The following is a 20,823-nucleotide window of genomic DNA, read 5'->3' on the forward strand; positions in this document are numbered from 1 at the left end:
GCGGCTTTGCGTTTGTCTTTAATCAGCAAGGAGGCCTCATGCGCCCATTCCCATTGACCGCGATCCTTTCCCTGACCATGGCCTGCGCAGCACCTGCGATGGCCGCCGGGCTCAAGGATGTCGCGCCCTACCCCGAGGCGGAAAAAGGCTTCACCCGGCAGGTCATCCACCTGCCGGCACAAACCGACGAGTCGGCCCACCAACTGGAGATCCTCGCCGGCAAGACCCTCACGGTCGACTGCAACAAGCAGCGCCTGGGCGGCAAGCTCGAAGAACACAACCTCGAAGGCTGGGGCTACAGTTACTACCGCCTGGAGAAGGTCGCCGGGCCCATGAGCACCCTGATGGCCTGCCCGGATGGCAAGAAAACCGAGGCCTTCGTGCCGGTGGTCGGCGAAGGCTTCATGCTGCGCTACAACAGCAAGCTGCCAGTGGTGGTGTACGTGCCGGAAGGCATCGAGGTGCGCTATCGCGTCTGGTCGGCATCCGACGACGTACAAAAGGCTAAAGTGGAGTAAACAGTGATTTAGCGACACCCCTGTGGGAGCGGGCTTGAGCCGCGATCGAGCCGGACCTGTCAGTGCCATTGCTGCCTGGCAGGCACAATCGCGGGGCAAGCCCGCTCCCACACGGTACCCTTGAACGGGAATGGGAGGTTTCGGCATGAACGATGTGCTCTGGCGCCCCTCCACGGCGCAGGTCCAGGCCAGCCGCATGGACGCCTTCCGCCGCCGGGTCAACCTGCGGTTCAACCTCCAGCTCGACGACTACGCTGCCCTGCACCGCTGGAGCGTCGAACAACGCCCGGCCTTCTGGCAGGCCCTTGCCGAATATTTCCAAGTCCAATGGCACACCCCGCCCTCCCAGGTACTCGAGGAGGGTCCGCGCATGCCCGATGCGCACTGGTTCCCCGGGGCCACCCTGAACTACGCCGAACACCTGCTGCAGCGCCGCGACGACCGTCCGGCCGTGATCGCCGTGCGCGAGGATGGCCAGCGCCAGGCCTTGACCCATGCGCAACTGGCGGCCCATGTCGCTGGCATGCAGAAGGCTCTGCAAGGTCTCGGTATCCAGGCAGGTGACCGGGTCGCCTCGGTCATGCCCAACACCTGGGAAACCCTGGTGACCATGCTGGCTTGCGCCAGCCTCGGCGCGATCTGGTCCAGCTCGTCGCCCGAATTCGGCCTGCACGGCATCATCGACCGTTTCGGCCAGATCACGCCCAAGCTGCTGATCGCCTGCGCAGGCTACCAGTACGCCGGCAAGGCCATCGACCAAGTGGAGAAGATCAACCAGGTCACGGCCCAGCTACCCAACTTGGAGCACCTGTTGATCGTACCCTACACCCGCCCGCATACACGCGCCGACGAATTCGCCGCGCAACGGGTCAGCCTGTGGGACGACTTCTATCAGCCGGGGGGTGAGCCGCACTTCGCAGGGCTGCCCTTCGACCACCCGCTGTACATCCTCTACTCCAGCGGCACCACGGGGGTGCCCAAGTGCATCGTTCATCGCGCCGGTGGTGTCCTGCTGCAGCATATGAAGGAACATGGCCTGCACAACGACCTGAAGGCCAACGACGTCCTGTTCTACTACACCACCTGCGGCTGGATGATGTGGAACTGGCTCGCCAGCGGCCTGGCCGTCGGCGCCACCTTGGTGTTGTACGATGGCTCACCGTTCTACCCCGGGCCCGAGCGCCTGCTCGATCTGATCGACGCCGAAGGTATCCACGCCTTCGGGACCAGCGCCAAGTACCTGGCAGCCCTTGAGCAGGAAGGCATCGTGCCCGCCGACAGCCATCGCCTCGACCACCTGCGCCTGATCATGTCCACCGGCTCGCCGCTCTCGCCCCACAGCTATGACTACGTCTATCGCAAGATCAAACCGGACCTGTGCCTGGCCTCGATGTCCGGCGGCACCGATATCGTCTCCTGCTTCGTGCTCGGCAACCCGGTATTGCCGGTGCGCCGCGGCCAGATCCAGTGCAAGGGCCTGGGCATGGCTGTGGAGGTCTGGAACGAGGCCGGCCGGCCGGTGATCGGCGAAAAAGGCGAGCTGGTATGTACTCGCAACTTTCCCTGCATGCCGGTGGGCTTCTGGGGCGACGATGACGGCAGCCGCTACCACGACGCCTATTTCAGCCAGTACCCCGGCGTCTGGGCCCAAGGCGACTACGCCGAGGAGCACGCCGAAGGCGGCCTGGTCATCCACGGCCGTTCCGATGCGGTGCTCAACCCCGGAGGGGTACGCATCGGTACGGCGGAGATTTACCGACAGGTGGAAAAGGTCGAGGAGGTCGTGGAAAGCGTCGCCATCGGCCAGGACTGGCACAACGACGTGCGGGTGGTGCTGTTCGTGCGCCTGCGCGATGGCCTGCAGCTGGACGATGCCTTGCGCCAGCGTATCCGCCAGGTGATCCGCCAGTACACCACACCGCGCCACGTACCCGCCGTCATCGCCCAGGTCACGGACATTCCGCGCACCATCAGCGGCAAGCTGGTTGAACTGGCCATCCGCAACGTGGTGCACGGCCTGCCGGTGAAGAACACCGATGCCCTGGCCAACCCGGAGGCCCTGGCGCAATTCCGGGACCGCGCGGAGCTGCGCGATCAGGCATAATGGCGCCCTTTTTTGCCCGAAGCACAGGTGGTCCCATGAAAGCCCAAGCCCGTCACATCCTGGTCAAGACCGCTGCCGAAGCCGAACAGCTCAAGCAACGCCTCGCCAAGGGCGAAGCCTTCGATGTACTGGCAAAGAAATTCTCAACCTGCCCCTCGGGCAAGCGCGGCGGAGACCTGGGCGAAGTGCGCCCCGGCCAACTGGTGGGCGCCATCGATCAGGTGATCTTCAAGAAGGCCTTGCGCGTGGTGCATGGGCCGATCAAGACCAAGTTCGGTTACCACCTGGTCCAGACGTTCTACCGCGACTGACCCTCAGCGCCGAGCCGCCAGCAGACCCAGCCCGGCGCAACCGAGCAGCGAGGCACTGACGCGGTTGAACAACCGGCGCGGCCCAGGGCGGCTGAACCAGCGCTGCAGATAGGCGCCAAGGCCCGCATAGATGGCGATCGCCGCCCACTCCAGGAGCAGGAACAGCACGCCCAGCCAGAGGAACTGCTCGGCCACGGGCGTAGGGCTGCCCACCGAGACGAACTGCGGCAGGAAGGCTGTGAAGATGAGAATCGCTTTAGGGTTGCCCGCGGCCACCCAGAACTCTTGTCGCGCCAACCGCCAGGTACCCCGCGGGTGATCGGCGCTCACCACGGCTTCGCCCACCGGCGCACGCCACAACTGCCAGGCGATGTAGAACAAGTACGCGGCGCCCACCACCTTGATCGCCAGGAACAGGTATTCGCTGGTGTGCAGCACCACCGCCAGGCCCATGGCGGCCAAGGCGATCATGCCGCTGAAGGCCAGGATGCGCCCGCCACCGGCCACGCAGGCAGTGCGCAGGCCATAGCGGCTGGCGTTGTGCAGCGACAACAGGTTGTTGGGGCCCGGCGCCATGTTCAGGGCGAAGCAGGCGGGGATGAACAGCAGCAGGCTCGACAGGTCCATTATTCTTCTCCATCAGGACGCGAAAGCCTCGCGCCGCCGAGCGGGTGGCGTCAAGCACAGTCACAAGGGAAATGGCCGTAACAGTGCCCAGCGTTTAGAATGCGGACCTTGGTATCCGGCAAGGCAGGCTTTGCATGACCCGTCCATACAGCGAAATCTGGCGTGACCCGGCGCTGCCGTTCGCGGAAAGCCGCCGCGCCTGCCATAGCCGGGCCTGCTACAAAGCCCACAGTCACCCAACGTTTTCCATCGGGGCGGTAGATACCGGCCTGAGCGATTTCACCGGCGCCGGCGAAGGCCATGAACGGCTGACGCCTGGCACCCTGGTGCTGGTTCCGGCGCAGCGTGTACATGCCTGTAACCCATTGCCGGGGCAGGCCTGGAGCTACCAGATGCTGCACCTGGATGCTCAATGGCTGCAGCAGCTGCGGTTGGAGGCTGGGGTAGCGGCCAGTGAACCCGGGGCACCGGCGCGAATCAGCCGGTCAGCTTCGGTGTACCGCCGGTTCTGCCACCTCAATGAACTGTTGTTTTCCGAAGCAGGGGCGGCGGAGAAGGAAGCGGCACTGGTGGCATTCATCGGCGACCTTGATCTCGCCGCCCATGACACCCTCGATGCGGCGCCGGTACCGACCCTGGGGGTACCGGCGTTGCGTGAGCTGCTTGAGATGATCGAGGCGCAGGGTTCGGCCGAGATGAGCCTGAGCCAGCTGGCCGCCCAGGCGGGCCTCGGCCGTTACCAGCTGATCCGGACATTGCGCGCCGCCACCGGGCTCACGCCTCATGCCTACCTGCTCAACGCCCGCGTCAATCGCGCTCGTCACCTGCTCAGCCAAGGCAAGGCGCTGGCGGAGGTCGCCTATGAGCTGGGGTTCGCCGACCAGGCCCATTTCCAGCGGGTGTTCAAGGCCCATGCAGGCGTGACGCCAGGGCGTTATCGCAGCGGGGCCGCCTAACGGGTGGTGCACTGGCCCGGGCGAAGGCGATATCACGTCGGGCCCAATCGCGGGACAAGCCCGCTCCCACAATGGGCCGCAAAATCAAGTGGTTATGGGGTGCTCTGTAGGGCTCGTCCCGCGATTGGGCCGTGCAGCCTGCAATTTTTTTCAATACATAGGAGCACCCGACGAACAGACTGCGGCTTCCCCCACTGCAGAAGCCCAGCCCCATGGAGCAATTCTTGATGGTCGCCGCCGCCCACTTCCTCGCCCTGCTCTCCCCAGGCCCCGATTTCTTCCTGGTAGCCCGCACCTCGGTCAACGCCGGTTGGCGGGTGGCCAGCGGCGCCTGCCTGGGTATCGCCCTGGCCAACGGACTGTTCATCGTTACCGCGTTCGCTGGCGTCTCGATCCTGCGCGAGGGCAGCACGCTGTTCGTCGCCCTGCAACTGGCCGGCTGTGCCTATCTGTTGTACATCGGCGCTCTGTTCCTGCGTCACGCCGGGCACAGCAGCCTGGCGGCCAGCGACAACGGCCTCGTCCAACCCTCGCGCGGCTGGCTGCACAGCCTTGCTCAAGGTTTCCTCTCAGGCATGCTCAACCCGAAGAACGCCCTGTTCTATGCCAGCCTGGCGAGCATGGTCGCCACGACCAGCGTTGTCTGGAAGATCGCCTATGCCGCGTGGATGTTCACCGTCGTGGCAGTCTGGGACTTGCTGGTGGCCATGGCCATCGGCAACCGCCGTGTGCTGCGCCGGTTCGCCCGCGTGTTGCCCTGGCTGGAGCGTGCCTCGGGCGCCATGCTGATACTCCTGGCCAGCGTTGTGCTCATGCACCTGGCATGGGGCTGACCAATGCCAGGGTATGCAGGTCCATGACGCTGAAGAAGCCCCTGGCCCAGCCGCCGGTATCCAAGTGCCAGACGTTGCCCAAGCACTTGGCCTGCACCACCGGTGTATGCCCCACCAGCAAGGCACGCAGGCCGGCGACCGGCGCCGTATCGCCTTCGCGCAGGCGACGCCGCGACCATTGGCAAACCTCCCGTACATCCGGGTCGTCCGCTGCCTCCAGTCTCTCCCGCAAGGTCGGCCAGTCAGGAAACGGGCTGTCGGCATGCAGCAACCCCACCAAACCAGCGGGGGTCTGTACTTCCATGCCCAGCGGCATCCGGGCGAATCCTTCCACGTAGCGCTGCTGGTCGGCCTCGGGCAGGTCGAGAAACCAGGCCCCGCCCGCGGCACGGTACATGTCCAGCTCGACCCGCCCACCGCGCAGGTGGGCGATGGCCAGCGCCTCATGGTTGCCCTGCACAGCGTGAAACCAAGGCTGTGCCAGCCATTCCAGCGCCTGGGTGCTGTCCGGGCCTCGGTCGACCAGATCGCCGACACTGAACAGCCGGTCGACCGACGGATCGAAACCCACGGTGTCCAGGCATTGCTGTAGACGCGCGAAATGCCCATGGATATCGCCCACGGCCAGGTCGCGTCCCCGGGTATTGGCGGCTACCCGCCGAAAACGGCTCATTGCATCGATCCTCTGCTGCAGCGCCGACGGCAGGCTTGGAATGGAAGTGCGTCATGCGTACCGCCCTCGCCTGTGCCGTCACGATGATGCGGGTACTCGACAGCATGGCACACGCCGCCCTGACCATGCAGGTCGCGGTACGCTTCGAACATTCGCGACACAACGCCGCTCCCGCGGGGTATGCTCGGGCTTTCTATTCCCATGGATGGACGACATGACCCCTTCCCCCCGCAACTGCGAGGCCTGAGGCAATGAAGTACTTGCTCGCGGCCCTGGTCAGCTACGCCTGCACCTATTACCTCACCGGCCTGTTGATCCAGGGCCGCCTGGCGGATATCGCCGAAGGCCTGCGGCACCGGCCCGATGCCCCGAGGCCGGCGGAATACCTGCGCAAGGTAGAGCGATACGCCCGGCGCTCACGCCGCCAATACAGCCTTGCGGTGGGCTCGGTGCTGGCGGCGGTGGGTTGCCTGTTGCTGTATTGGCTGGGCTGAGAAGCCTGGCGTCAAAAACCGAGCGCCAAGCTCTGGCGGCCCTCGAGGGCGAGCAGGTATTGCTTGGCCTGCAGACCACCGGCAAAGCCGGTCAAGCTGCCCGAAGCACCGATCACCCTGTGACAAGGGGCGATGATCGATATCGGGTTGCGTCCATTGGCGGCCCCTACTGCCCGTACGGCGCTGGGCTTGCCGATCTGCCGGGCGATTTCGCTGTAGGTGCGGGTTTCACCGAAGGGAATGGTCAGCAGCGCCGCCCAGACTTGGCGCTGGAAATCGGTGCCGAGAAAATCCAATGGCAATTCGAAACGCTGGCGTTGGCCGGCGAAGTACTCACTCAGTTGGCGAGCCGTTTCCGTCAAGGTCGGGTGGGTGTCGCTGCGGTGCAGCTCACCCAGGCGCACGCGGTTCTCCCGCTCCTGCTCCCACAGCACCGCCGCCAGGCAGTCGCCGCGCGCGACCAGCGTCAAGGTGCCTACAGGTGATTGCATGAGGGTGAAGGCACTGGACATCGATGGGCCTCGAACGAGAAAACGGATGCCGGCACTCTACGCCCGGTAGCCCTTCTGCGCATCCGCTTTCTTGCCCGTGCAGCCGTCGACGCTCAACGACCCGCGCAAGCCGCCACGACGCTGGGCCTGGCAGTACGGCGGCACGATTGCAGGGCCGGCTCGCCAGCCACCTTCCTGGCGCGCCCGACGCCCCAGGCCAGTGCCCGGGTCATCGACTCGCCAGGGCGGGAGTCGAATGCTTCTTCATGCAACGCCATGCCCGAGGGTGCGTAGACACCAATGAACATCTGCGTGGCACCGGTACGGGACAACCTCACCTGCACGTCGATGCAGGTACCACAATCGAGGGTCTCGTCGTGCCCGCGATGATGAAGGGTGGGGTCTGCCCATGACCAGAACACGTCTCCACGGATTTTCATGCCGCCTCCTACGACTTTAGTCTTATATGTGTTGGTAGAGGCACCATAGCGGAAGCACACGGGCACGCAACCGCATTGCGCGCAATGGCGGGCATAATCGGACAGCCGGCGTGACCCAGCTATGGGGAATCAGGTATCGGGGTTTTTCTCGCAGCCTGGCTCAAGTAGCGATTCGGCGAAGGTCATCCACTCTTCGAATGCCTTGCGATGGGCCTGGCACATCCCTTTCCATTCGGGGCCGCCAACGCGGCCGTAGGCGATCTGGTTCATGGTCGAGGAGGTCAACGCGTCGAGCTCCCTCAACAGGTGGTAGGCACGGTAACGCTTTTCTCTTTCAGGCATTGGCTTGTCTTCCAATGTTGCACAACAAGGGCAGCAGGAAGCCTTTTGGGTTCACTGTTCTGGGCTTCCTGCTTCTGGACCTGCGATAGCTGCAAAAGGTCCATCGCCTCTGGAGACTGCGTCTTGGCTTAGTGGAACGCGCCGTCGAGCACCTCGTAGATGATGCCGGTCGCTACCGCGACCAGGAGCAGGTCCGCGCCGGCCTGCATCCATTCGTAGCCGTCGTAGTGAGGGAGATGGCCGAGCAACCTGCCGTCGAGCTTCTTGGCGATGCCCGGAGGGAGCGGCTTGCCACGTGCCAGGTTCTTCTGGATGCCCGGCGGCAGGGCTGGTCCAGGACTCCAGTAGTTCCGGTAGCCGCTCAATATGCCCAACACATCGCCACGGTCGATGGAGGGGCCACGGTAATGATCGCCGCGGTAATCATTGTCGTAGCCGCCCCCTCCTTTGTGACCGCCGCCCGGGTTGCCGCCCCCCTTGTTGCCACCGCCGGAGTGGCTGTTGCCCGGGGCGTGCTGGGCCTGGTTCTTGCCATGCCCTTGGCCTTGCCCCTTCCCGTTGCCCGGATCGGCAAAGCTCAGGCATGGGCTGACAGCCAAAGCAAACGAAGTCACTGCAATCACGATAGCGCGAGACTTGGCCATAACTGCTTCCTTCCGTGAGGGTGGATCCCCTGCACTGTAGACGATGGCCATGGGAAAAGTTCCCTGGCTTGGCCTGGTTATCTGCAGCTTGAAAAGATCCGTTGTAAAAGTTGGAGCGAGTTCTCAGAAAGCGCCCATTACCGACTACGGATCACTGCACTGATCGCCCAACCTGCGAATACGAAAAAGGCATCGAGGTAGAACAGGCCTTGGTAGTTGGGCAGTGCCTGTCCGGGCGCGACCGGATCAGGGCTTGGCGGGAAGATCGCATAGACGCCGTTGGGCACCAGCGCCAACACCAGCAGTGCGCCATAGGTGGCCATTCGCAGCATGTTTTGCCGTTCGAGCGACGCGTCCGCCATCTTCAAGCCAAAGAAGGCGATCACCGCCGCCAACGGTAATACCCAGATGTGCAGGGGTAGGCTGAAGAACACCTCAGCCATCACGCTTTTCGTTTCCACAATTGCAATACCTTGTCGATGAAGGCCACGATTATCCATGGCCCGCCAGGGTACTGACTACCCTGGCATCATCGGCATGGGCGAGGCGTCACTCGGTGGCCTTGCAGGTGTCGAAGTTGGCGAACGAGAAACTGACCAAGGCGGCACGCGGCTCTCGTCCGGTGAATTCGCTGCTGATCTCGGCAATGTCGTCGCTCAACTTGAACGCACTGGACGACCAGACCACACCTCGGGCGACCCGGTCATCCTGGTCCGGCATGCCATACCTGGTCTTCAATTCGTCCAGCAGCGCCCCACTGGCACGCTTCGACCGGTCGAAGCGCATCTGTACCAGGCACAGCTCGTCATCCTTGCTGAACACGTAGTTGTAGCCATCGGCCTGGGCGTCGAGCTTCGGCGCCTGTTTGGACGTATAGATCAAGGCCCCTACATTGTTGGTACCGACCTTCTGCAAGATGGCATGCCGCTCGATCTGCTCGCGCTTGAGGCCCATCTTCGTGCCTGCGGGGCCTTCCCACGGGCCTTCGTCGGAGCAGCCGTAGATCATCGCCATCGCCAGGGCCAACACTGCAAAACGCTTCATGCCTGTCCTCCTCGTTGATGGGCGGAATCTACCACAGGACGTAGCGCTGGCTAATGCCCTGTCAACGTGTTTGTGTGTGCACCTTGGCCATGATTCCTGTCCGTCTATCCAGCTTGGATGCAAAGCCAGTACCGATCCGCGGCAGGCCATAGTACGGTGCGCCTCGAACGTACTGCCTGGTGCCTTGCCTGCAAGCCCACGGACCCGGCCATTCACGACCTGGGAGGTCAAATGCAACGTGTTCAAGCAACAAGTCAGGAAGCTCTGGATCTGGCTTTGATTGCGTTCTACCGCTTCAAGATCGGCGAGATAAAAGTGTTCGACCTGGAGCGCGCAATGAGCTTCGAAGTGGGCCAGGCCCTGGCTCAAAGTGGCCTGGTAAGGTTCTCGATAACGCAAATGGCATCCGGGCGTTATCGGATCAGCGACCAGGGAGAACATTCGATCACAGAGGCTGGACGTGCTCGGCTGGAGCACCTTCGCGGCTAGAACCGCCCGCCAGCCCGAACCCAGCACCGTGGCGACTCGCGGTGCTGGATGCCGCCCCCGCTCATCAGGGACCTTGGCATCGGATTTAGCGCCCCCGTACAACTGCCGTCGCACCTATGCGACAATACGCGCAATGTCCGGCCTCAACCCCCGCATTCATCGCCCAACAGCTGGGTCACAGCATGCACATGCTGCTGTCGACGCACGCCTGTTGGCTCAACTCAAGCTCCGACTGGAGCGCGCTGGAAACGCTCAGGATCGCTGACCCTCCAGCCGCGTAAGTTACTGATAGGTAAGCGCTTTGATCTCCACCGCTAACATCACCATGCAATTCGGCGCCAAGCCGCTCTTCGAAAACGTCTCGGTCAAATTCAACAACGGCAACCGCTACGGCCTGATCGGCGCCAACGGCTGCGGCAAGTCGACCTTCATGAAGATCCTCGGCGGTGACCTAGAGCCGTCCGCCGGCCAGGTGATGCTCGAGCAGAACACCCGCCTGGGTAAACTGCGCCAGGACCAGTTCGCCTATGAGGAATTCACCGTCATCGACACGGTGATCATGGGCCACGAGCAACTGTGGAAGGTCAAGGCCGAGCGTGACCGTATCTATTCCCTGCCGGAAATGACCGAGGAAGATGGTATGGCCGTCGCCGAGCTCGAGACTGAGTTCGCCGAAATGGACGGCTATACCGCCGAGTCCCGTGCCGGTGAACTGCTGCTGGGCCTGGGCATTCCGCTGGAGCAGCACTTCGGCCCGATGAGCGAAGTGGCGCCAGGCTGGAAGCTGCGTGTGCTGCTGGCCCAGGCGTTGTTCTCGGACCCGGACGTGCTGCTACTGGACGAACCGACCAACCACCTGGACATCAACACCATCCGCTGGCTGGAAAGCATCCTCACGGCGCGTAACAGCACCATGGTGATCATTTCCCACGACCGGCACTTCCTCAACAGTGTCTGCACCCACATGGCGGACCTGGACTACGGCGAGCTGCGCCTGTTCCCGGGCAACTACGACGAGTACATGACCGCCGCCACCCAGGCGCGCGAGCAGCTGCTGGCCGACAACGCCAAGAAGAAAGCCCAGATCGCCGAGCTGCAGACCTTCGTCAGCCGCTTCTCGGCCAACGCCTCCAAGGCCAAGCAGGCTACCTCGCGCGCCAAGCAGATCGACAAGATCCAGCTGGCCGAGGTCAAGCCGTCGAGCCGGGTCAGCCCGTTCATCCGGTTCGAGCAGACCAAGAAGCTGCATCGCCAGGCGGTCACCGTGGAGAAGGTTTCCAAGGGCTTCGAGGGCAAGGTCCTGTTCAAGGACTTCAGCTTCACCGTCGAAGCCGGCGAGCGTGTGGCGATCATCGGCCCCAACGGTATCGGCAAGACCACCCTGCTGCGTACCCTGGTCGGTGAGATGAAACCCGATGCCGGCGCGGTGAAGTGGACCGACAGCGCAGAAGTGGGCTACTACGCCCAGGACCACGCCCACGACTTCGAAGAGGACGTGAGCCTGTTCGACTGGATGGGCCAGTGGACCCAGGGCGAGCAGCTGATTCGTGGCACCCTGGGCCGCATGCTGTTCTCCAACGACGAAATTCTCAAGTCGGTGAAGGTGATCTCCGGTGGCGAGCAGGGCCGCATGCTGTTCGGCAAGCTGATCCTGCAAAAGCCCAACGTGCTGGTCATGGACGAGCCGACCAACCACCTGGACATGGAATCGATCGAGGCGCTGAACCTGGCGCTGGAGAACTACCCCGGGACCCTGGTTTTCGTCAGCCATGACCGCGAGTTCGTGTCGTCGCTGGCCACCCGCATCATCGAGCTGACGCCCGACGGTGTGGTGGACTTCAGCGGCACCTACGACGATTACCTGCGCAGCCAGGGCGTAGTGGTCTAACCCCTGCCTTTCGCCGCTCCTACGCGGGGCTGCTACGCAGCCCCAAGTGCAGCCGATAAAGCTTGACCGACTGGCATTGGACCCCGCCCTACCGCCTACCCGCGAACGCCCCCATGACCGCGCAACCACCTGCCTCCGGCATCACCCCGCAGATCCTCTCGATCGTTTTCTATACCTTCATCGCCTTCCTGTGCATCGGCCTGCCGATCGCGGTGCTGCCCAGCTATGTTCACGACCAGCTTGGCTTCGGCGCGGTGGTCGCGGGGTTGACAATCGGCCTGCAGTACCTCGCCACGTTGCTCAGCCGCCCCTTTGCCGGGCGGGTAGCCGATGGCCTGGGTGGCAAGCGGGCGATTCGCTACGGGCTATACGGCATCGCAGGCTGTGGCGGGCTGACCCTGCTGTCGGCCTGGACGGTCGCCCTGCCCTGGCTGAGCCTGCTGCTGTTGCTGGCCGGGCGCCTGTGCCTTGGCATCGCCCAGGGCTTGATCGGTGTCGCCACCTTGAGCTGGGGTATCGGCCAGGTGGGCAGCGAACACACGGCACGGGTGATTTCCTGGAACGGTATCGCCTCCTACGGCGCCATCGCCATCGGCGCACCGGCCGGCGTGCTGCTGGTGGACGAGTTGGGCTTCAGCGTGCTCGGCGTCGCCCTGGTGGTATTGGCCGTGATGACCCTGCTGGTGCTGCGCACGCGTCCGGACGCGGTGGTGCTGCGCGGCGAACGGTTGCCGTTCTGGTCGGCCTTCAGCCGGGTGGCGCCCTTTGGCCTGGGGCTCACCCTGGCATCGATCGGCTACGGCACCCTGACCACCTTCGTCACCCTCTATTACCTGGAGCGCGGCTGGGTCGGTGCGGCCTGGTGCCTGAGCGCATTCGGCCTGTGCTTCATCGTCTCGCGGCTGCTGTTCGTCAATGCCGTCAACCGCTTCGGCGGCTACAGCGTCGCCATGGCCTGCATGGCTACCGAAGTCGTGGGGCTGACCCTGCTGTGGCTGGCGCCCTCTCCGGCCGTGGCCCTGGTGGGCGCAGGTCTGACGGGGTTCGGGTTGTCACTGGTATATCCGGCCCTCGGCGTCGAGGCCATCAAGCAGGTCCCCAGCAGCAGCCGGGGGGCCGGGCTGGGCGCCTACGCGGTGTTCTTCGACCTGGCCTTGGCCATCGCCGGCCCGGTGATGGGCGCGGTAGCGGTACGCCTGGGGTATACCTCGATCTTTTCCGTGGCGGCCCTGCTTGCCTTGGCCGGCGTGGGCCTGGTGTTGCTGCTGGCCCGTCGCGGCCAAGGCCGTTGAAAACGAAAAAACCGGCTGCAGCCCAGGGCCACAGCCGGTTTTTCATTCAACGCGATCAGGCGGCAGCGAACAGCTCGTTGGCAATCTGTGCCTGGGCGGCGTCGATGGCCTGGCTGCGGTGTTCCGGGCCATAGGCCAAGCCGTGGGCGCGGACGATCTCAAGGTCGGTGACACCGATGAAGCCAAGGAAGACCTTGAGGAAGTCCTCGTGGCCCACTCCGGTCGGCTGGCCATGGTGCAGGCCACCGGCGGTGGACACCAGGATCACTTTCTTGTCACCGCACAGGCCTTCCGGGCCAGCCTCGGTGTAGCGGAAGGTCTTGCCGGCGACGGCGACGCGGTCGATCCAGGCCTTGAGCTGGGTCGGCACGCTGAAGTTGTACATCGGCGCACCGATCACCACGGCGTCGGCGGCGAGGAATTCTTCCAGGGTCTCGGCACTGAGCTTGGCTTCGTGGGCCTGGGCGGCATCGCGCACCTCTTCCGGGGTACCTGCGGCAACCAGGGTGGCGGCGGAGAAGTGGCTGATGGCGTCGGCCGCCAGGTCACGGTAGACCACTTCGATGCTCGGGTCGGCGGCTTTCCAGGCTTCGACGACTTCGCGGCTCAGCTGGCGGGAGGCGGAATTGTCGCCCAGGATGCTCGAATCGATATGCAACAGTTTCATGGGATTCTCCTGTTAATGAAGACCGCGACGGTGGGCGATCACGATGGAGAGAATCCTATAGGGCCAACGAATAGCTGATAAGCCCGTAAAAATGCGTTAGTTTGTCCTACCAGTAGGACAATGGAACAACCCGATGCAAGACCTCAACGACCTCTTCTACTTCGCCCGCGTGGTCGAGGCCGGTGGTTTCGCCGCCGCTGGCCGCCAGTTGGGCATTCCCAAGTCACGGCTTTCCCGGCGCATCGCCGAGCTGGAGGAGCGCCTGGGCACACGCCTGCTGCAGCGCACCACCCGGCAACTGAAGCTCACCGCCGTGGGGGAACGCTACCTGCACCATTGCCAGGCCATGCTACTGGAGGCAGAGGCGGCCGACGAAGCGGTGGCCAGCATGAGCAGCGAGCCGCGGGGGCGTTTGCGAGTGTCCTGCCCCGTCGCCTTGGCCCACGCCTTCCTGCCACAAGTGGTCAGCCGCTTTCTGGAGCAGTATCCGCTGGTACAACTGGATATGGTGCTGCTCAACCGGCGGGTCGACCTGATTTCCGAGGGCATCGACGTGGCTTTGCGCGTGCGCGACTTGGGCGACGAGGACCCGGCCCTGGTCACCCGCCGTCTGCGCCAGGCGCAGATGCAACTGGTGGCGGCACCGGGCTTTGCCGACCACCTGCATCACCCATCACAGCTCGCCGGCCTGCCGGTGCTGGGTGCTACTGAGGCGGATCGCCTGGTGCATTTTCGCCTGATCGGGCCGGGGGGCGAACAGCAGGAAGTCGCCCTGGAACCGCGCCTGGCCATTGACGACTTCGTGGTGCGAAAGGCTGCCGTAGGTGCGGGGCTCGGCTTCACTGCCCTGCCGAGCATGTACTGCGAAGAGGAATTGGCGCGCGGCGAACTGGTGCGCCTGCTGCCGGACTGGTCCCTGCCTGGCGGTTGGCTGCAGGCGGTATACCCGCACCGACGTGGCCTGCTGCCGGCCGTGCGTGTGTGGATCGACCATCTGGCGGCTTCGTTCGAGGCCTGTGGGGAGCGCTATGTGTGAGCATCTGAGTGACCCAGGCGCTTGCACGTGTAATGACTGGCAGACCGAGCGAAGCCGATCGCGGGACAAGCCCGCTCCCACAGGGTACGGGTCCGACCAGCCCCACGATCGGGCCCGCCCTGCTACCACTCAGACGGCGCCTAGTACCCCACCCAACCAGCGCCCGCCCAACAGCAAGTGGTCGACCCAGAACACCTGGTGCACCGCCACGATGCCCCAGAACGTCACTTGGTAGGACACCTTGCGCGTCTTGTGCCGGAACAGCTGCTGGGCGAGCAATGCCCCTGGCCAGCCGCCACACAGCTCACTGGCATGCAGGACCTTTTCGGGTGTGCGCCAGGCCCCGGTACGCGCTTGATGCTTGTCTTGCCAGTACAGCATCAGGCTGACCAGGCTCACCGCCGGGTACAACGCCAGGGGCAGCCAGGACTGCTCGCTCCAGGCCATCTGCGCAGCGCCCACCAGCGGCAGCAGGCACAGCCCCATGAGCACCAGCAGTTTCAGGCGCAGGTTGTGAACGGCATCCTGGGTGCGTTCGACGCCACGGCGTGGCGCGCTCTGGGTGCGTGCCATATCAACCGTGCGCCGTGGCCCAGTTGACCCAGCCGAACTGCCAGGTCGCCAGGATCAGCAGGCCGAAGACGATGCGGTACCAGGCAAAGGCTGCATAGCTGTGGTTGGCGATGAACTTGAGCAGGCCGCGCACGGCGATCATGGCGAAGATGAACGAGACCACGAACCCGATGGCGAACACTGGCAGGTCGCCCGGCTGGAACAGGTCGCGGTACTTGTAGCCCGAGTACACCGCCGCCCCCACCATGGTCGGCATGGCCAGGAAGAACGAAAATTCGGTCGCTGCCTTGCGCGACAGGCCGAACAGCAGGCCACCGATGATGGTCGAGCCGGAGCGCGAGGTGCCGGGGATCATTGCCAGGCACTGCACGAAGCCGATCTTCAGGGCATGGCTCCAGCGCATGTCATCGACGTGATCGACCTCGATGCGGTGGTCGCGACGCTCGGCCCACAGCATGATCACCCCGCCCACCACCAGCGCCGCCGCCACGGTGACCGGGTTGAACAGGTATTCGTGGATCAGATCGGCGAACAGCACGCCCAGGATCACCGCCGGAAAGAACGCGATCAGCAGGTTGGCCGTGAAGCGACGCGCCGTCGGCTGGCTGGACAGCCCCAGCACCACGTCGAAGATCTTGCGCCGGAACTCCCAGACCACGGCGAGGATCGCGCCGAGCTGAATGATGATGTTGAAGGCCATGGCCCGCTCGCCACCGAAGTCGATCAGGTCGGCGACGATGATCTGGTGCCCGGTGCTGGAGATGGGCAGAAACTCCGTCAAACCTTCGACGATCCCTAAGATGATTGCCTGAAAGGCACTCCAAAAATCCATTGTTCCCCCGATGAGGCGCTGCTGCGTGCAGGCCCCTTGTTCTTGATTTGCATTTGGTTGCCGCGAAGGCCCGGCCGTTTTACAGCCCCTACGGAGCCGATGCCAGCGGAAAAGGCCTAGATACCTAAAGGTTTCATCTTGCGCGGCCGAGATCCTATCAGAGCAGCCTGTCGATGGCTCGCGCGGCATGCGACAGCAAACACCTGGCCTAGCCCTTGGTCGAGTGTGCCGCACCGGCCCCGGCATGCTTGGATACACCTGATAACAAGAACAACGGGAGTACCTTTGATGAAGACCTTAAGGTCGATGTCGATCAGCCGGCGCCTGTCGCTGATCCTGCTGGTCGCGGTGGGCATGCTGGTGGCCTTCGCCCTGCTGATGCTGCGCCAGCTGCATGGCGACCTGTACCAGGCCAAGGCCGAGAAGACCCGGCACGTGGTGCAGACTGCCGCCGGCGTGCTGGCCTACTACCAGGGGCTGGAGGCTGCCGGCACGCTCACCCGCGAAGCGGCCCAGCAGCAGGCCCTGCAGGCCGTGCGCAGCCTGCGCTACGACAAGGACGACTATTTCTGGATCAATGACCTGGCGCCCAGGATGGTCATGCACCCGACCAACCCCAAGCTCGACGGCCAGGACCTTTCCGGCATCCGTGACCCCGACGGTTTCGCCGTGTTCAACGAGATGGCCAGCCTGGCACGCAGCCAGGGCGCAGGCCCGGTGGACTACCGCTGGCCCAAGCCCGGTGCCAGTGAGCCGGTGGCCAAGACGTCATATATCCAGCTGTTCAAACCCTGGGGCTGGATCATCGGGTCGGGCGTGTATGTCGATGACGTGCAGGCCGAGTTCGCCCGCCAAGTACGGGACGCCTCCCTGGCGGGCCTGGGCATCGCCGTGTTGATGGCGCTGTTGGTCATGCTGATCGCCCGCAGCATCGCCCGCCCGTTGCAGGAGGCGGTGCAGGCCATGGGGAATATTGCCAGCGGCGAAAGCGATCTCACCCGTCGCCTGGATACCCATGGGCGCGACGAGGTCACCCGCCTCGGTGAGCATTTCAACCGCTTCAACGGCAAGCTGCAAAATGTGGTCGGCCAACTGCAGGGCGCCGCCCATGCCCTGGCCCAATCGGCCGAACACGTGGGCGACAACGCAGGCCAGGCCCAGGCGCACAGTGCCCAGCAATCGCTGCAGATGGACCAGGTGGCCACGGCGGTCAATGAAGTCACCTATGCCGTGCAGGACGTGGCCAAGACCGCCGAGCAGGCCGCCAGCGAGATGCAGGCGGCGCAGCGCCAGGTGGACCATGGCCAACAGGCGATCCATGGCAGCCTGCAGCAGATCGACCGACTCTCCAGCACCATTGACCAGGCCGTGCAGGTGATCGGCGAGCTGGCCGGGCACAGCACGCGGATCGGCGGTGTACTGGAAGTGATCCGCTCGATTGCCGAGCAGACCAATTTGCTCGCGCTCAACGCCGCCATCGAGGCGGCCCGCGCCGGCGAGCAGGGCCGGGGGTTTGCCGTGGTTGCCGACGAGGTCCGGCTGCTGGCCCAGCGCACCGCCCAGTCGACCGCCGAGATCCAGACCATGATCGAGCACCTGCAAGGCCAGTCGGAAGCGGCTGTCAGGGCGATCGGCACCAGCAGCGAAGCCTCGCGCCAGACCGTCGAGCAGGCCCGTGAGGCGGGCACCAGCCTGGATGCCATCAGCCAGGCGCTGCACAACCTCACCGCCCTCAACGCCTCGATCGCCAGCGCTACGCTGCAGCAGGCCCACGTGGTGGAAGAAATCAACCGCAATGTGCTGGATACCGCCGGGCTGTCCCAACAAACCGCCGACGCGGCGCGCCAATCCAGTGATGCCGGCGCAGCCTTGGCGCGGTTGAGCGAGGAGCTTGAACAGTTGCTGCGCCAGTTCCGAGTTTGATACTGCCCTTCGTCAAACCCACGCGCCCCCTGTAGGAGCGGGCTTGCCCCGCGATGGCATCAGCCCAGGCACTGCCGCTGCCCAGCCTGACGCCATCGCGGCGCGCCCCTACAGCTTCCCCGCCCTACAGGCTACAATCGCGCCCTCTACCCCTGCCCAAGGATCGCCGATGTCCGGCCTCGAACTCTTCGCCGCCGTGCTCGGCGTCATCGCCGTGTGGCTCACAGTCAAGCAAAACCCGTGGTGCTGGCCGATCGGCCTGGTGATGGTGCTGCTCTATAGCTGGATCTTCTATGAAGTGAAGCTGTATTCCGACATGCTCCTGCAACTGGTCTACGCCGTGCTGCAACTGTACGGCTGGTGGCAATGGACCCGGCCTGACCGTGTGGAAGACGCACGCCAGGTTTCCAGCCTGGGGGCAGGGCAGGTGTTCACCGGCCTGGGCGTAGGCTTGCTGGCGAGCCTGGGTCTGGGCGCTGCCATGGCGCACTGGACCGACGCGGCACAGCCCTGGCTCGATGCGGCCCTGACCGGCTTCAGCCTGGTGGCGCAGGTGTGGATGGCGCAGAAGCGTGTGCAATGCTGGGCGCTGTGGATGGTACTGGATGTGGTCTTCGTGGGGCTGTTCCTCTACAAGGGCCTCTACCTCACCGCAGCGCTCTACGCACTGTTCACCTTGATCGCCGTGCACGGCTGGGTGCAATGGCGCCGCGACCCGGCATTGGCCCCCGCATGAAGGTCCTGGTGCTATGCGGGCCGGAGTCCAGCGGCAAGAGCTGGCTGAGTGGCGAAATCCAGGCGCATTTCGGCGGTGTGGTGGTCGGTGAATACGTCCGCCATTTCATCGAGCGGGAACAGCGCGACACCTGCTATGCCGATATTCCCGCCATCGCCCGCGGCCAGCTTGCCTGGGAGGACCAGAGCCGCCGGCAGGCGCCCGACCTGTTGATCCTCGACACCCACCTGCTCAGCAACATCCTTTGGAGCCGGGTACTGTTCGCAGACTGCCCCGCCTGGCTCGAGCAGGCCCTGCTCGAACGCCACTATGACCTGCACCTGCTGCTCAGCCCGCAAGGTGTCGATTGGGTCGGCGACGGCCAGCGCTGCCAACCCCGCCTGGAAGAGCGGCAAAGGTTCTTCGAGGATAGCCTGCACTGGCTGCACACTCACCAGAAACCCTTTCAAGTACTCGAAGGCGACTGGCCCACCCGCCAGGCCCAGGCCCTGGCAGCGGTGGCGCGTCTGCTTGACGGTCAGGCGCCAGCCTGCGCCACCGAGTGTTAATTTTTTGTAACTGTACAGTCAGCTAGGCCCCCCATTGTTGGGGGCTTCGCCACAGACCTGGGGAAACTGTTTCAAACGTGATACAGCTACTGCCGTCATCCCGGGCCGCGTGGGTTTTCAAGGCCTGTAGGGCGATGGACGGTTTTTCTGTATCAGCCGTGAAACAGAAAAACACCGAACGGCCCCATGAAACACCCAACAACTTGATTTAACTATAAAAAATAAAAGCGGCACGACTTTCGCTCTACCTCTGTCAACGCTCAAGGGCCAGCGCACAGAGAAGGGAGCATCGCCGTGGGGACCAAGAACAAGACACTGCCTGCACTGCTCGTCCTGGGTTGCCTGACCGCCGCGGCCTTCCCCCTTCCCGCCAGCGCCGAGGGCAACGGGATCATCGTTCTGACCCGTGATGTCCAGGCTCGCCAAGCCGCTCGGAAGACCGGTACCCCCGACCCCTACCCCACTACCGTCAACACCAACGAATCGGCCCGGGTGAAAGCCCAGACCAACGAATTGACCGACGGTGACTTCGCGCGCATCGCCAGCGGCTCGACAGTCAATCGCCTGCTCGCCACCGACCACTCGGGCAGCTTGCGCGGCCTGGACACCGTCCAGTCCCGGCTACCTGGCATGGCCGGCGGATCGGGTGCCGGGGCCGGCGGTGGCAACACCATCTCCAACACGGTCAACCAGAACGTCCAGCGCGGCCTGGCGCCGCTGCAGATCCTCACCCGGGGCCAATGACATGCGCGCACTCAAGCTCTCCCTGCTGTGCCTGGCGCTGGGCCCCAGCCTGGCGCTGGCCGGCTCGCCAGTGGTGGACAACGCCACCCTTGGTGCCAGCGGCCGCACCTACCAGGGCAACCTCGGCATCAACCAGGCGGCGGGCGATGCCCAGCAGCAGGCCAACGTCCGGGCCATGGCTATCGGCACCCATGCCAAGGCCACCACCGAGGTTCGCCAGCGCACTGACTTTCTTGCCGACCCGGCCCGGGACAGCCGCGCCAGCATCCACGGCAACGCCTTCAGCAACGGCAACGGCCTGCTCGGTATCAACCAGTCCGCCGGCGCCGCCACGCAGCAGGCCAACGCAGTACGGATCGGCATCAGTGCCGTCCCGCAAAGCATCGACGACAGCATTCTCAGCCAGCAGAACGTCTCGCTGGCCAATGGCTCCGAGGCAACGGATCGCACTCCCGGCAGTCGCCAGGTCACTACCAGTGACCAGGCCTTCACCGGCAGCCGTGGCGTGATCCAGTTGAATCAGAGCGCCGGGGTGGGCAACCGAATGGGCAACACCCTGAGCGTACGGGTCGCTGACTGACCCAAAGTGGCTTCAACACAACACTTAACAACGAGAAA

Annotated in this window: 26 protein-coding genes and 1 pseudogene; 16 read left to right on the top strand and 11 right to left on the bottom strand. The window is 64.3% G+C overall.

Annotated elements, in window-relative coordinates:
• The first annotated feature begins 38 nt into the window (after nt 1-38).
• The 3 genes from eco (at nt 39) to ACNFCI_RS10590 (ending at nt 2,933) form a co-directional block, all read left to right on the top strand.
• Nucleotides 39-518, top strand: coding sequence for a serine protease inhibitor ecotin (gene eco / locus ACNFCI_RS10580; protein WP_324811896.1), 480 nt, complete (start codon nt 39-41; stop codon nt 516-518).
• A 145-nt stretch (nt 519-663) separates the two neighbouring features.
• Nucleotides 664-2,622 carry an acetoacetate--CoA ligase gene (locus ACNFCI_RS10585; RefSeq protein ID WP_368828903.1) on the top strand — a complete coding sequence of 653 codons (1,959 nt, stop codon included), beginning with the start codon at nt 664-666 and terminating at the stop codon, nt 2,620-2,622.
• Between the two features lie 35 nt (nt 2,623-2,657).
• A complete protein-coding gene (locus ACNFCI_RS10590) occupies nt 2,658-2,933 on the top strand; it encodes a peptidylprolyl isomerase (RefSeq protein ID WP_084857735.1) in 276 nt (91 codons plus the stop codon).
• A gap of 3 nt (nt 2,934-2,936) precedes the next feature.
• Here the strand turns inward: ACNFCI_RS10590 and ACNFCI_RS10595 are convergent, their stop codons facing one another.
• On the bottom strand, nt 2,937-3,560 hold the full coding sequence (locus ACNFCI_RS10595) for a LysE family translocator (protein WP_084857733.1): 624 nt from the start codon (nt 3,558-3,560) through the stop codon (nt 2,937-2,939).
• A gap of 134 nt (nt 3,561-3,694) precedes the next feature.
• On the opposite strand from ACNFCI_RS10595, the gene ACNFCI_RS10600 reads away from it, so the two are divergent.
• Nucleotides 3,695-4,516, top strand: a complete 822-nt coding sequence (locus ACNFCI_RS10600; protein WP_368828902.1) for a helix-turn-helix domain-containing protein — start codon at nt 3,695-3,697, stop codon at nt 4,514-4,516.
• A gap of 212 nt (nt 4,517-4,728) precedes the next feature.
• A complete protein-coding gene (locus tag ACNFCI_RS10605; RefSeq protein ID WP_324811908.1) occupies nt 4,729-5,349 on the top strand; it encodes a LysE family translocator in 621 nt (206 codons plus the stop codon).
• Here the strand turns inward: ACNFCI_RS10605 and ACNFCI_RS10610 are convergent.
• Nucleotides 5,327-6,022, bottom strand: coding sequence for a metallophosphoesterase (locus ACNFCI_RS10610; protein ID WP_084857726.1), 696 nt, complete (start codon nt 6,020-6,022; stop codon nt 5,327-5,329). The two genes, ACNFCI_RS10605 and ACNFCI_RS10610, sit on opposite strands and share 23 nt — an antisense overlap.
• A 251-nt stretch (nt 6,023-6,273) precedes the next feature.
• On the opposite strand from ACNFCI_RS10610, the gene ACNFCI_RS10615 reads away from it, so the two are divergent.
• Nucleotides 6,274-6,516 carry a hypothetical protein gene (locus ACNFCI_RS10615; protein ID WP_084857725.1) on the top strand — a complete coding sequence of 81 codons (243 nt, stop codon included), beginning with the start codon at nt 6,274-6,276 and terminating at the stop codon, nt 6,514-6,516.
• Between the two features lie 11 nt (nt 6,517-6,527).
• Here the strand turns inward: ACNFCI_RS10615 and ACNFCI_RS10620 are convergent, their stop codons facing one another.
• From ACNFCI_RS10620 to ACNFCI_RS10645, 6 genes are all read right to left on the bottom strand, one after another.
• Nucleotides 6,528-7,028, bottom strand: coding sequence for a methylated-DNA--[protein]-cysteine S-methyltransferase (locus ACNFCI_RS10620; protein WP_324811910.1), 501 nt, complete (start codon nt 7,026-7,028; stop codon nt 6,528-6,530).
• Between the two features lie 92 nt (nt 7,029-7,120).
• Nucleotides 7,121-7,447, bottom strand: coding sequence for a hypothetical protein (locus ACNFCI_RS10625; RefSeq protein ID WP_084857721.1), 327 nt, complete (start codon nt 7,445-7,447; stop codon nt 7,121-7,123).
• Nucleotides 7,448-7,576: 129 nt separating this feature from the next.
• Nucleotides 7,577-7,789 (bottom strand): hypothetical protein, encoded by a 213-nt coding sequence (locus ACNFCI_RS10630; protein ID WP_368828901.1) that lies wholly within the window; start codon nt 7,787-7,789, stop codon nt 7,577-7,579.
• 128 nt (nt 7,790-7,917) lie between these two features.
• Nucleotides 7,918-8,433: an anti-virulence regulator CigR family protein gene (locus tag ACNFCI_RS10635; protein WP_368828900.1), complete on the bottom strand. Its 516-nt coding sequence runs from the start codon at nt 8,431-8,433 to the stop codon at nt 7,918-7,920.
• Between the two features lie 137 nt (nt 8,434-8,570).
• Entirely contained in the window at nt 8,571-8,867 is a 297-nt protein-coding gene (locus tag ACNFCI_RS10640) for a hypothetical protein (RefSeq protein WP_084857914.1), read from the bottom strand.
• A gap of 115 nt (nt 8,868-8,982) precedes the next feature.
• The gene (locus ACNFCI_RS10645; protein ID WP_368828899.1) at nt 8,983-9,477 is read right to left on the bottom strand and encodes a hypothetical protein; all 495 of its coding nucleotides are present in this window, start codon (nt 9,475-9,477) and stop codon (nt 8,983-8,985) included.
• Between the two features lie 231 nt (nt 9,478-9,708).
• Between ACNFCI_RS10645 and ACNFCI_RS10650 the strand changes: the two genes are divergently transcribed.
• From ACNFCI_RS10650 to ACNFCI_RS10665, 4 genes and pseudogenes are all read left to right on the top strand, one after another.
• Nucleotides 9,709-9,966 carry a hypothetical protein gene (locus ACNFCI_RS10650; RefSeq protein WP_084857913.1) on the top strand — a complete coding sequence of 86 codons (258 nt, stop codon included), beginning with the start codon at nt 9,709-9,711 and terminating at the stop codon, nt 9,964-9,966.
• Nucleotides 9,967-10,057: 91 nt separating this feature from the next.
• Nucleotides 10,058-10,247, top strand: a pseudogene (locus ACNFCI_RS10655) (site-specific integrase); the annotation flags it as partial.
• A 20-nt stretch (nt 10,248-10,267) separates the two neighbouring features.
• Nucleotides 10,268-11,854 carry an ABC-F family ATPase gene (locus ACNFCI_RS10660; protein ID WP_324811917.1) on the top strand — a complete coding sequence of 529 codons (1,587 nt, stop codon included), beginning with the start codon at nt 10,268-10,270 and terminating at the stop codon, nt 11,852-11,854.
• A 113-nt stretch (nt 11,855-11,967) separates the two neighbouring features.
• On the top strand, nt 11,968-13,146 hold the full coding sequence (locus tag ACNFCI_RS10665; protein WP_084858017.1) for an MFS transporter: 1,179 nt from the start codon (nt 11,968-11,970) through the stop codon (nt 13,144-13,146).
• A 55-nt stretch (nt 13,147-13,201) separates the two neighbouring features.
• Here the strand turns inward: ACNFCI_RS10665 and ACNFCI_RS10670 are convergent, their stop codons facing one another.
• Nucleotides 13,202-13,813, bottom strand: coding sequence for an FMN-dependent NADH-azoreductase (locus ACNFCI_RS10670; protein ID WP_084858018.1), 612 nt, complete (start codon nt 13,811-13,813; stop codon nt 13,202-13,204).
• Between the two features lie 133 nt (nt 13,814-13,946).
• Here ACNFCI_RS10670 and ACNFCI_RS10675 point away from each other — a divergent pair, with 133 nt between their 5' ends.
• Complete coding sequence (locus ACNFCI_RS10675) at nt 13,947-14,849, top strand: LysR substrate-binding domain-containing protein (RefSeq protein ID WP_084858019.1); 903 nt, start codon at nt 13,947-13,949, stop codon at nt 14,847-14,849.
• A gap of 129 nt (nt 14,850-14,978) precedes the next feature.
• Here the strand turns inward: ACNFCI_RS10675 and ACNFCI_RS10680 are convergent, their stop codons facing one another.
• The gene (locus ACNFCI_RS10680) at nt 14,979-15,422 is read right to left on the bottom strand and encodes a DUF1294 domain-containing protein (protein WP_084858020.1); all 444 of its coding nucleotides are present in this window, start codon (nt 15,420-15,422) and stop codon (nt 14,979-14,981) included.
• Nucleotide 15,423: 1 nt separating this feature from the next.
• A complete protein-coding gene (locus ACNFCI_RS10685) occupies nt 15,424-16,254 on the bottom strand; it encodes an undecaprenyl-diphosphate phosphatase (RefSeq protein WP_084858021.1) in 831 nt (276 codons plus the stop codon).
• 288 nt (nt 16,255-16,542) lie between these two features.
• On the opposite strand from ACNFCI_RS10685, the gene ACNFCI_RS10690 reads away from it, so the two are divergent.
• From ACNFCI_RS10690 to ACNFCI_RS10710, 5 genes are all read left to right on the top strand, one after another.
• Nucleotides 16,543-18,177, top strand: a complete 1,635-nt coding sequence (locus ACNFCI_RS10690) for a methyl-accepting chemotaxis protein (RefSeq protein ID WP_368828897.1) — start codon at nt 16,543-16,545, stop codon at nt 18,175-18,177.
• A gap of 169 nt (nt 18,178-18,346) precedes the next feature.
• Nucleotides 18,347-18,913, top strand: coding sequence for a nicotinamide riboside transporter PnuC (pnuC, locus tag ACNFCI_RS10695; protein WP_368828896.1), 567 nt, complete (start codon nt 18,347-18,349; stop codon nt 18,911-18,913).
• A complete protein-coding gene (locus ACNFCI_RS10700) occupies nt 18,910-19,461 on the top strand; it encodes an AAA family ATPase (RefSeq protein ID WP_368828895.1) in 552 nt (183 codons plus the stop codon). The genes pnuC and ACNFCI_RS10700 overlap by 4 nt, the downstream gene beginning before the upstream one ends.
• Nucleotides 19,462-19,755: 294 nt before the next feature.
• Nucleotides 19,756-20,205: a hypothetical protein gene (locus tag ACNFCI_RS10705; RefSeq protein WP_084858025.1), complete on the top strand. Its 450-nt coding sequence runs from the start codon at nt 19,756-19,758 to the stop codon at nt 20,203-20,205.
• 1 nt (nt 20,206) lies between these two features.
• Nucleotides 20,207-20,785, top strand: coding sequence for an adhesin (locus ACNFCI_RS10710; RefSeq protein ID WP_416767981.1), 579 nt, complete (start codon nt 20,207-20,209; stop codon nt 20,783-20,785).
• Nucleotides 20,786-20,823 lie beyond the last annotated feature (38 nt).

The sequence above is a fragment of the Pseudomonas sp. NY15356 genome, assembly GCF_048068175.1.
In the GTDB taxonomy this organism is placed as follows: Bacteria; Pseudomonadota; Gammaproteobacteria; order Pseudomonadales; family Pseudomonadaceae; genus Aquipseudomonas; species Aquipseudomonas putida_K.

Excerpts from the sequence above, each read along its gene's own strand:
- eco (WP_324811896.1), top strand. The coding sequence starts at position 39 with ATGCGCCCATTCCCATTGACCGCGATCCTTTCCCTGACCATGGCCTGC.
- ACNFCI_RS10585 (WP_368828903.1), top strand. The coding sequence starts at position 664 with ATGAACGATGTGCTCTGGCGCCCCTCCACGGCGCAGGTCCAGGCCAGC.
- ACNFCI_RS10590 (WP_084857735.1), top strand. The coding sequence starts at position 2,658 with ATGAAAGCCCAAGCCCGTCACATCCTGGTCAAGACCGCTGCCGAAGCC.
- ACNFCI_RS10595 (WP_084857733.1), bottom strand. The coding sequence starts at position 3,560 with ATGGACCTGTCGAGCCTGCTGCTGTTCATCCCCGCCTGCTTCGCCCTG.
- ACNFCI_RS10600 (WP_368828902.1), top strand. The coding sequence starts at position 3,695 with ATGACCCGTCCATACAGCGAAATCTGGCGTGACCCGGCGCTGCCGTTC.
- ACNFCI_RS10605 (WP_324811908.1), top strand. The coding sequence starts at position 4,729 with ATGGAGCAATTCTTGATGGTCGCCGCCGCCCACTTCCTCGCCCTGCTC.
- ACNFCI_RS10610 (WP_084857726.1), bottom strand. The coding sequence starts at position 6,022 with ATGAGCCGTTTTCGGCGGGTAGCCGCCAATACCCGGGGACGCGACCTG.
- ACNFCI_RS10615 (WP_084857725.1), top strand. The coding sequence starts at position 6,274 with ATGAAGTACTTGCTCGCGGCCCTGGTCAGCTACGCCTGCACCTATTAC.
- ACNFCI_RS10620 (WP_324811910.1), bottom strand. The coding sequence starts at position 7,028 with ATGTCCAGTGCCTTCACCCTCATGCAATCACCTGTAGGCACCTTGACG.
- ACNFCI_RS10625 (WP_084857721.1), bottom strand. The coding sequence starts at position 7,447 with ATGAAAATCCGTGGAGACGTGTTCTGGTCATGGGCAGACCCCACCCTT.
- ACNFCI_RS10630 (WP_368828901.1), bottom strand. The coding sequence starts at position 7,789 with ATGCCTGAAAGAGAAAAGCGTTACCGTGCCTACCACCTGTTGAGGGAG.
- ACNFCI_RS10635 (WP_368828900.1), bottom strand. The coding sequence starts at position 8,433 with ATGGCCAAGTCTCGCGCTATCGTGATTGCAGTGACTTCGTTTGCTTTG.
- ACNFCI_RS10645 (WP_368828899.1), bottom strand. The coding sequence starts at position 9,477 with ATGAAGCGTTTTGCAGTGTTGGCCCTGGCGATGGCGATGATCTACGGC.
- ACNFCI_RS10650 (WP_084857913.1), top strand. The coding sequence starts at position 9,709 with ATGCAACGTGTTCAAGCAACAAGTCAGGAAGCTCTGGATCTGGCTTTG.
- ACNFCI_RS10665 (WP_084858017.1), top strand. The coding sequence starts at position 11,968 with ATGACCGCGCAACCACCTGCCTCCGGCATCACCCCGCAGATCCTCTCG.
- ACNFCI_RS10670 (WP_084858018.1), bottom strand. The coding sequence starts at position 13,813 with ATGAAACTGTTGCATATCGATTCGAGCATCCTGGGCGACAATTCCGCC.
- ACNFCI_RS10675 (WP_084858019.1), top strand. The coding sequence starts at position 13,947 with ATGCAAGACCTCAACGACCTCTTCTACTTCGCCCGCGTGGTCGAGGCC.
- ACNFCI_RS10680 (WP_084858020.1), bottom strand. The coding sequence starts at position 15,422 with ATGGCACGCACCCAGAGCGCGCCACGCCGTGGCGTCGAACGCACCCAG.
- ACNFCI_RS10685 (WP_084858021.1), bottom strand. The coding sequence starts at position 16,254 with ATGGATTTTTGGAGTGCCTTTCAGGCAATCATCTTAGGGATCGTCGAA.
- ACNFCI_RS10690 (WP_368828897.1), top strand. The coding sequence starts at position 16,543 with ATGAAGACCTTAAGGTCGATGTCGATCAGCCGGCGCCTGTCGCTGATC.
- pnuC (WP_368828896.1), top strand. The coding sequence starts at position 18,347 with ATGTCCGGCCTCGAACTCTTCGCCGCCGTGCTCGGCGTCATCGCCGTG.
- ACNFCI_RS10700 (WP_368828895.1), top strand. The coding sequence starts at position 18,910 with ATGAAGGTCCTGGTGCTATGCGGGCCGGAGTCCAGCGGCAAGAGCTGG.
- ACNFCI_RS10710 (WP_416767981.1), top strand. The coding sequence starts at position 20,207 with ATGCGCGCACTCAAGCTCTCCCTGCTGTGCCTGGCGCTGGGCCCCAGC.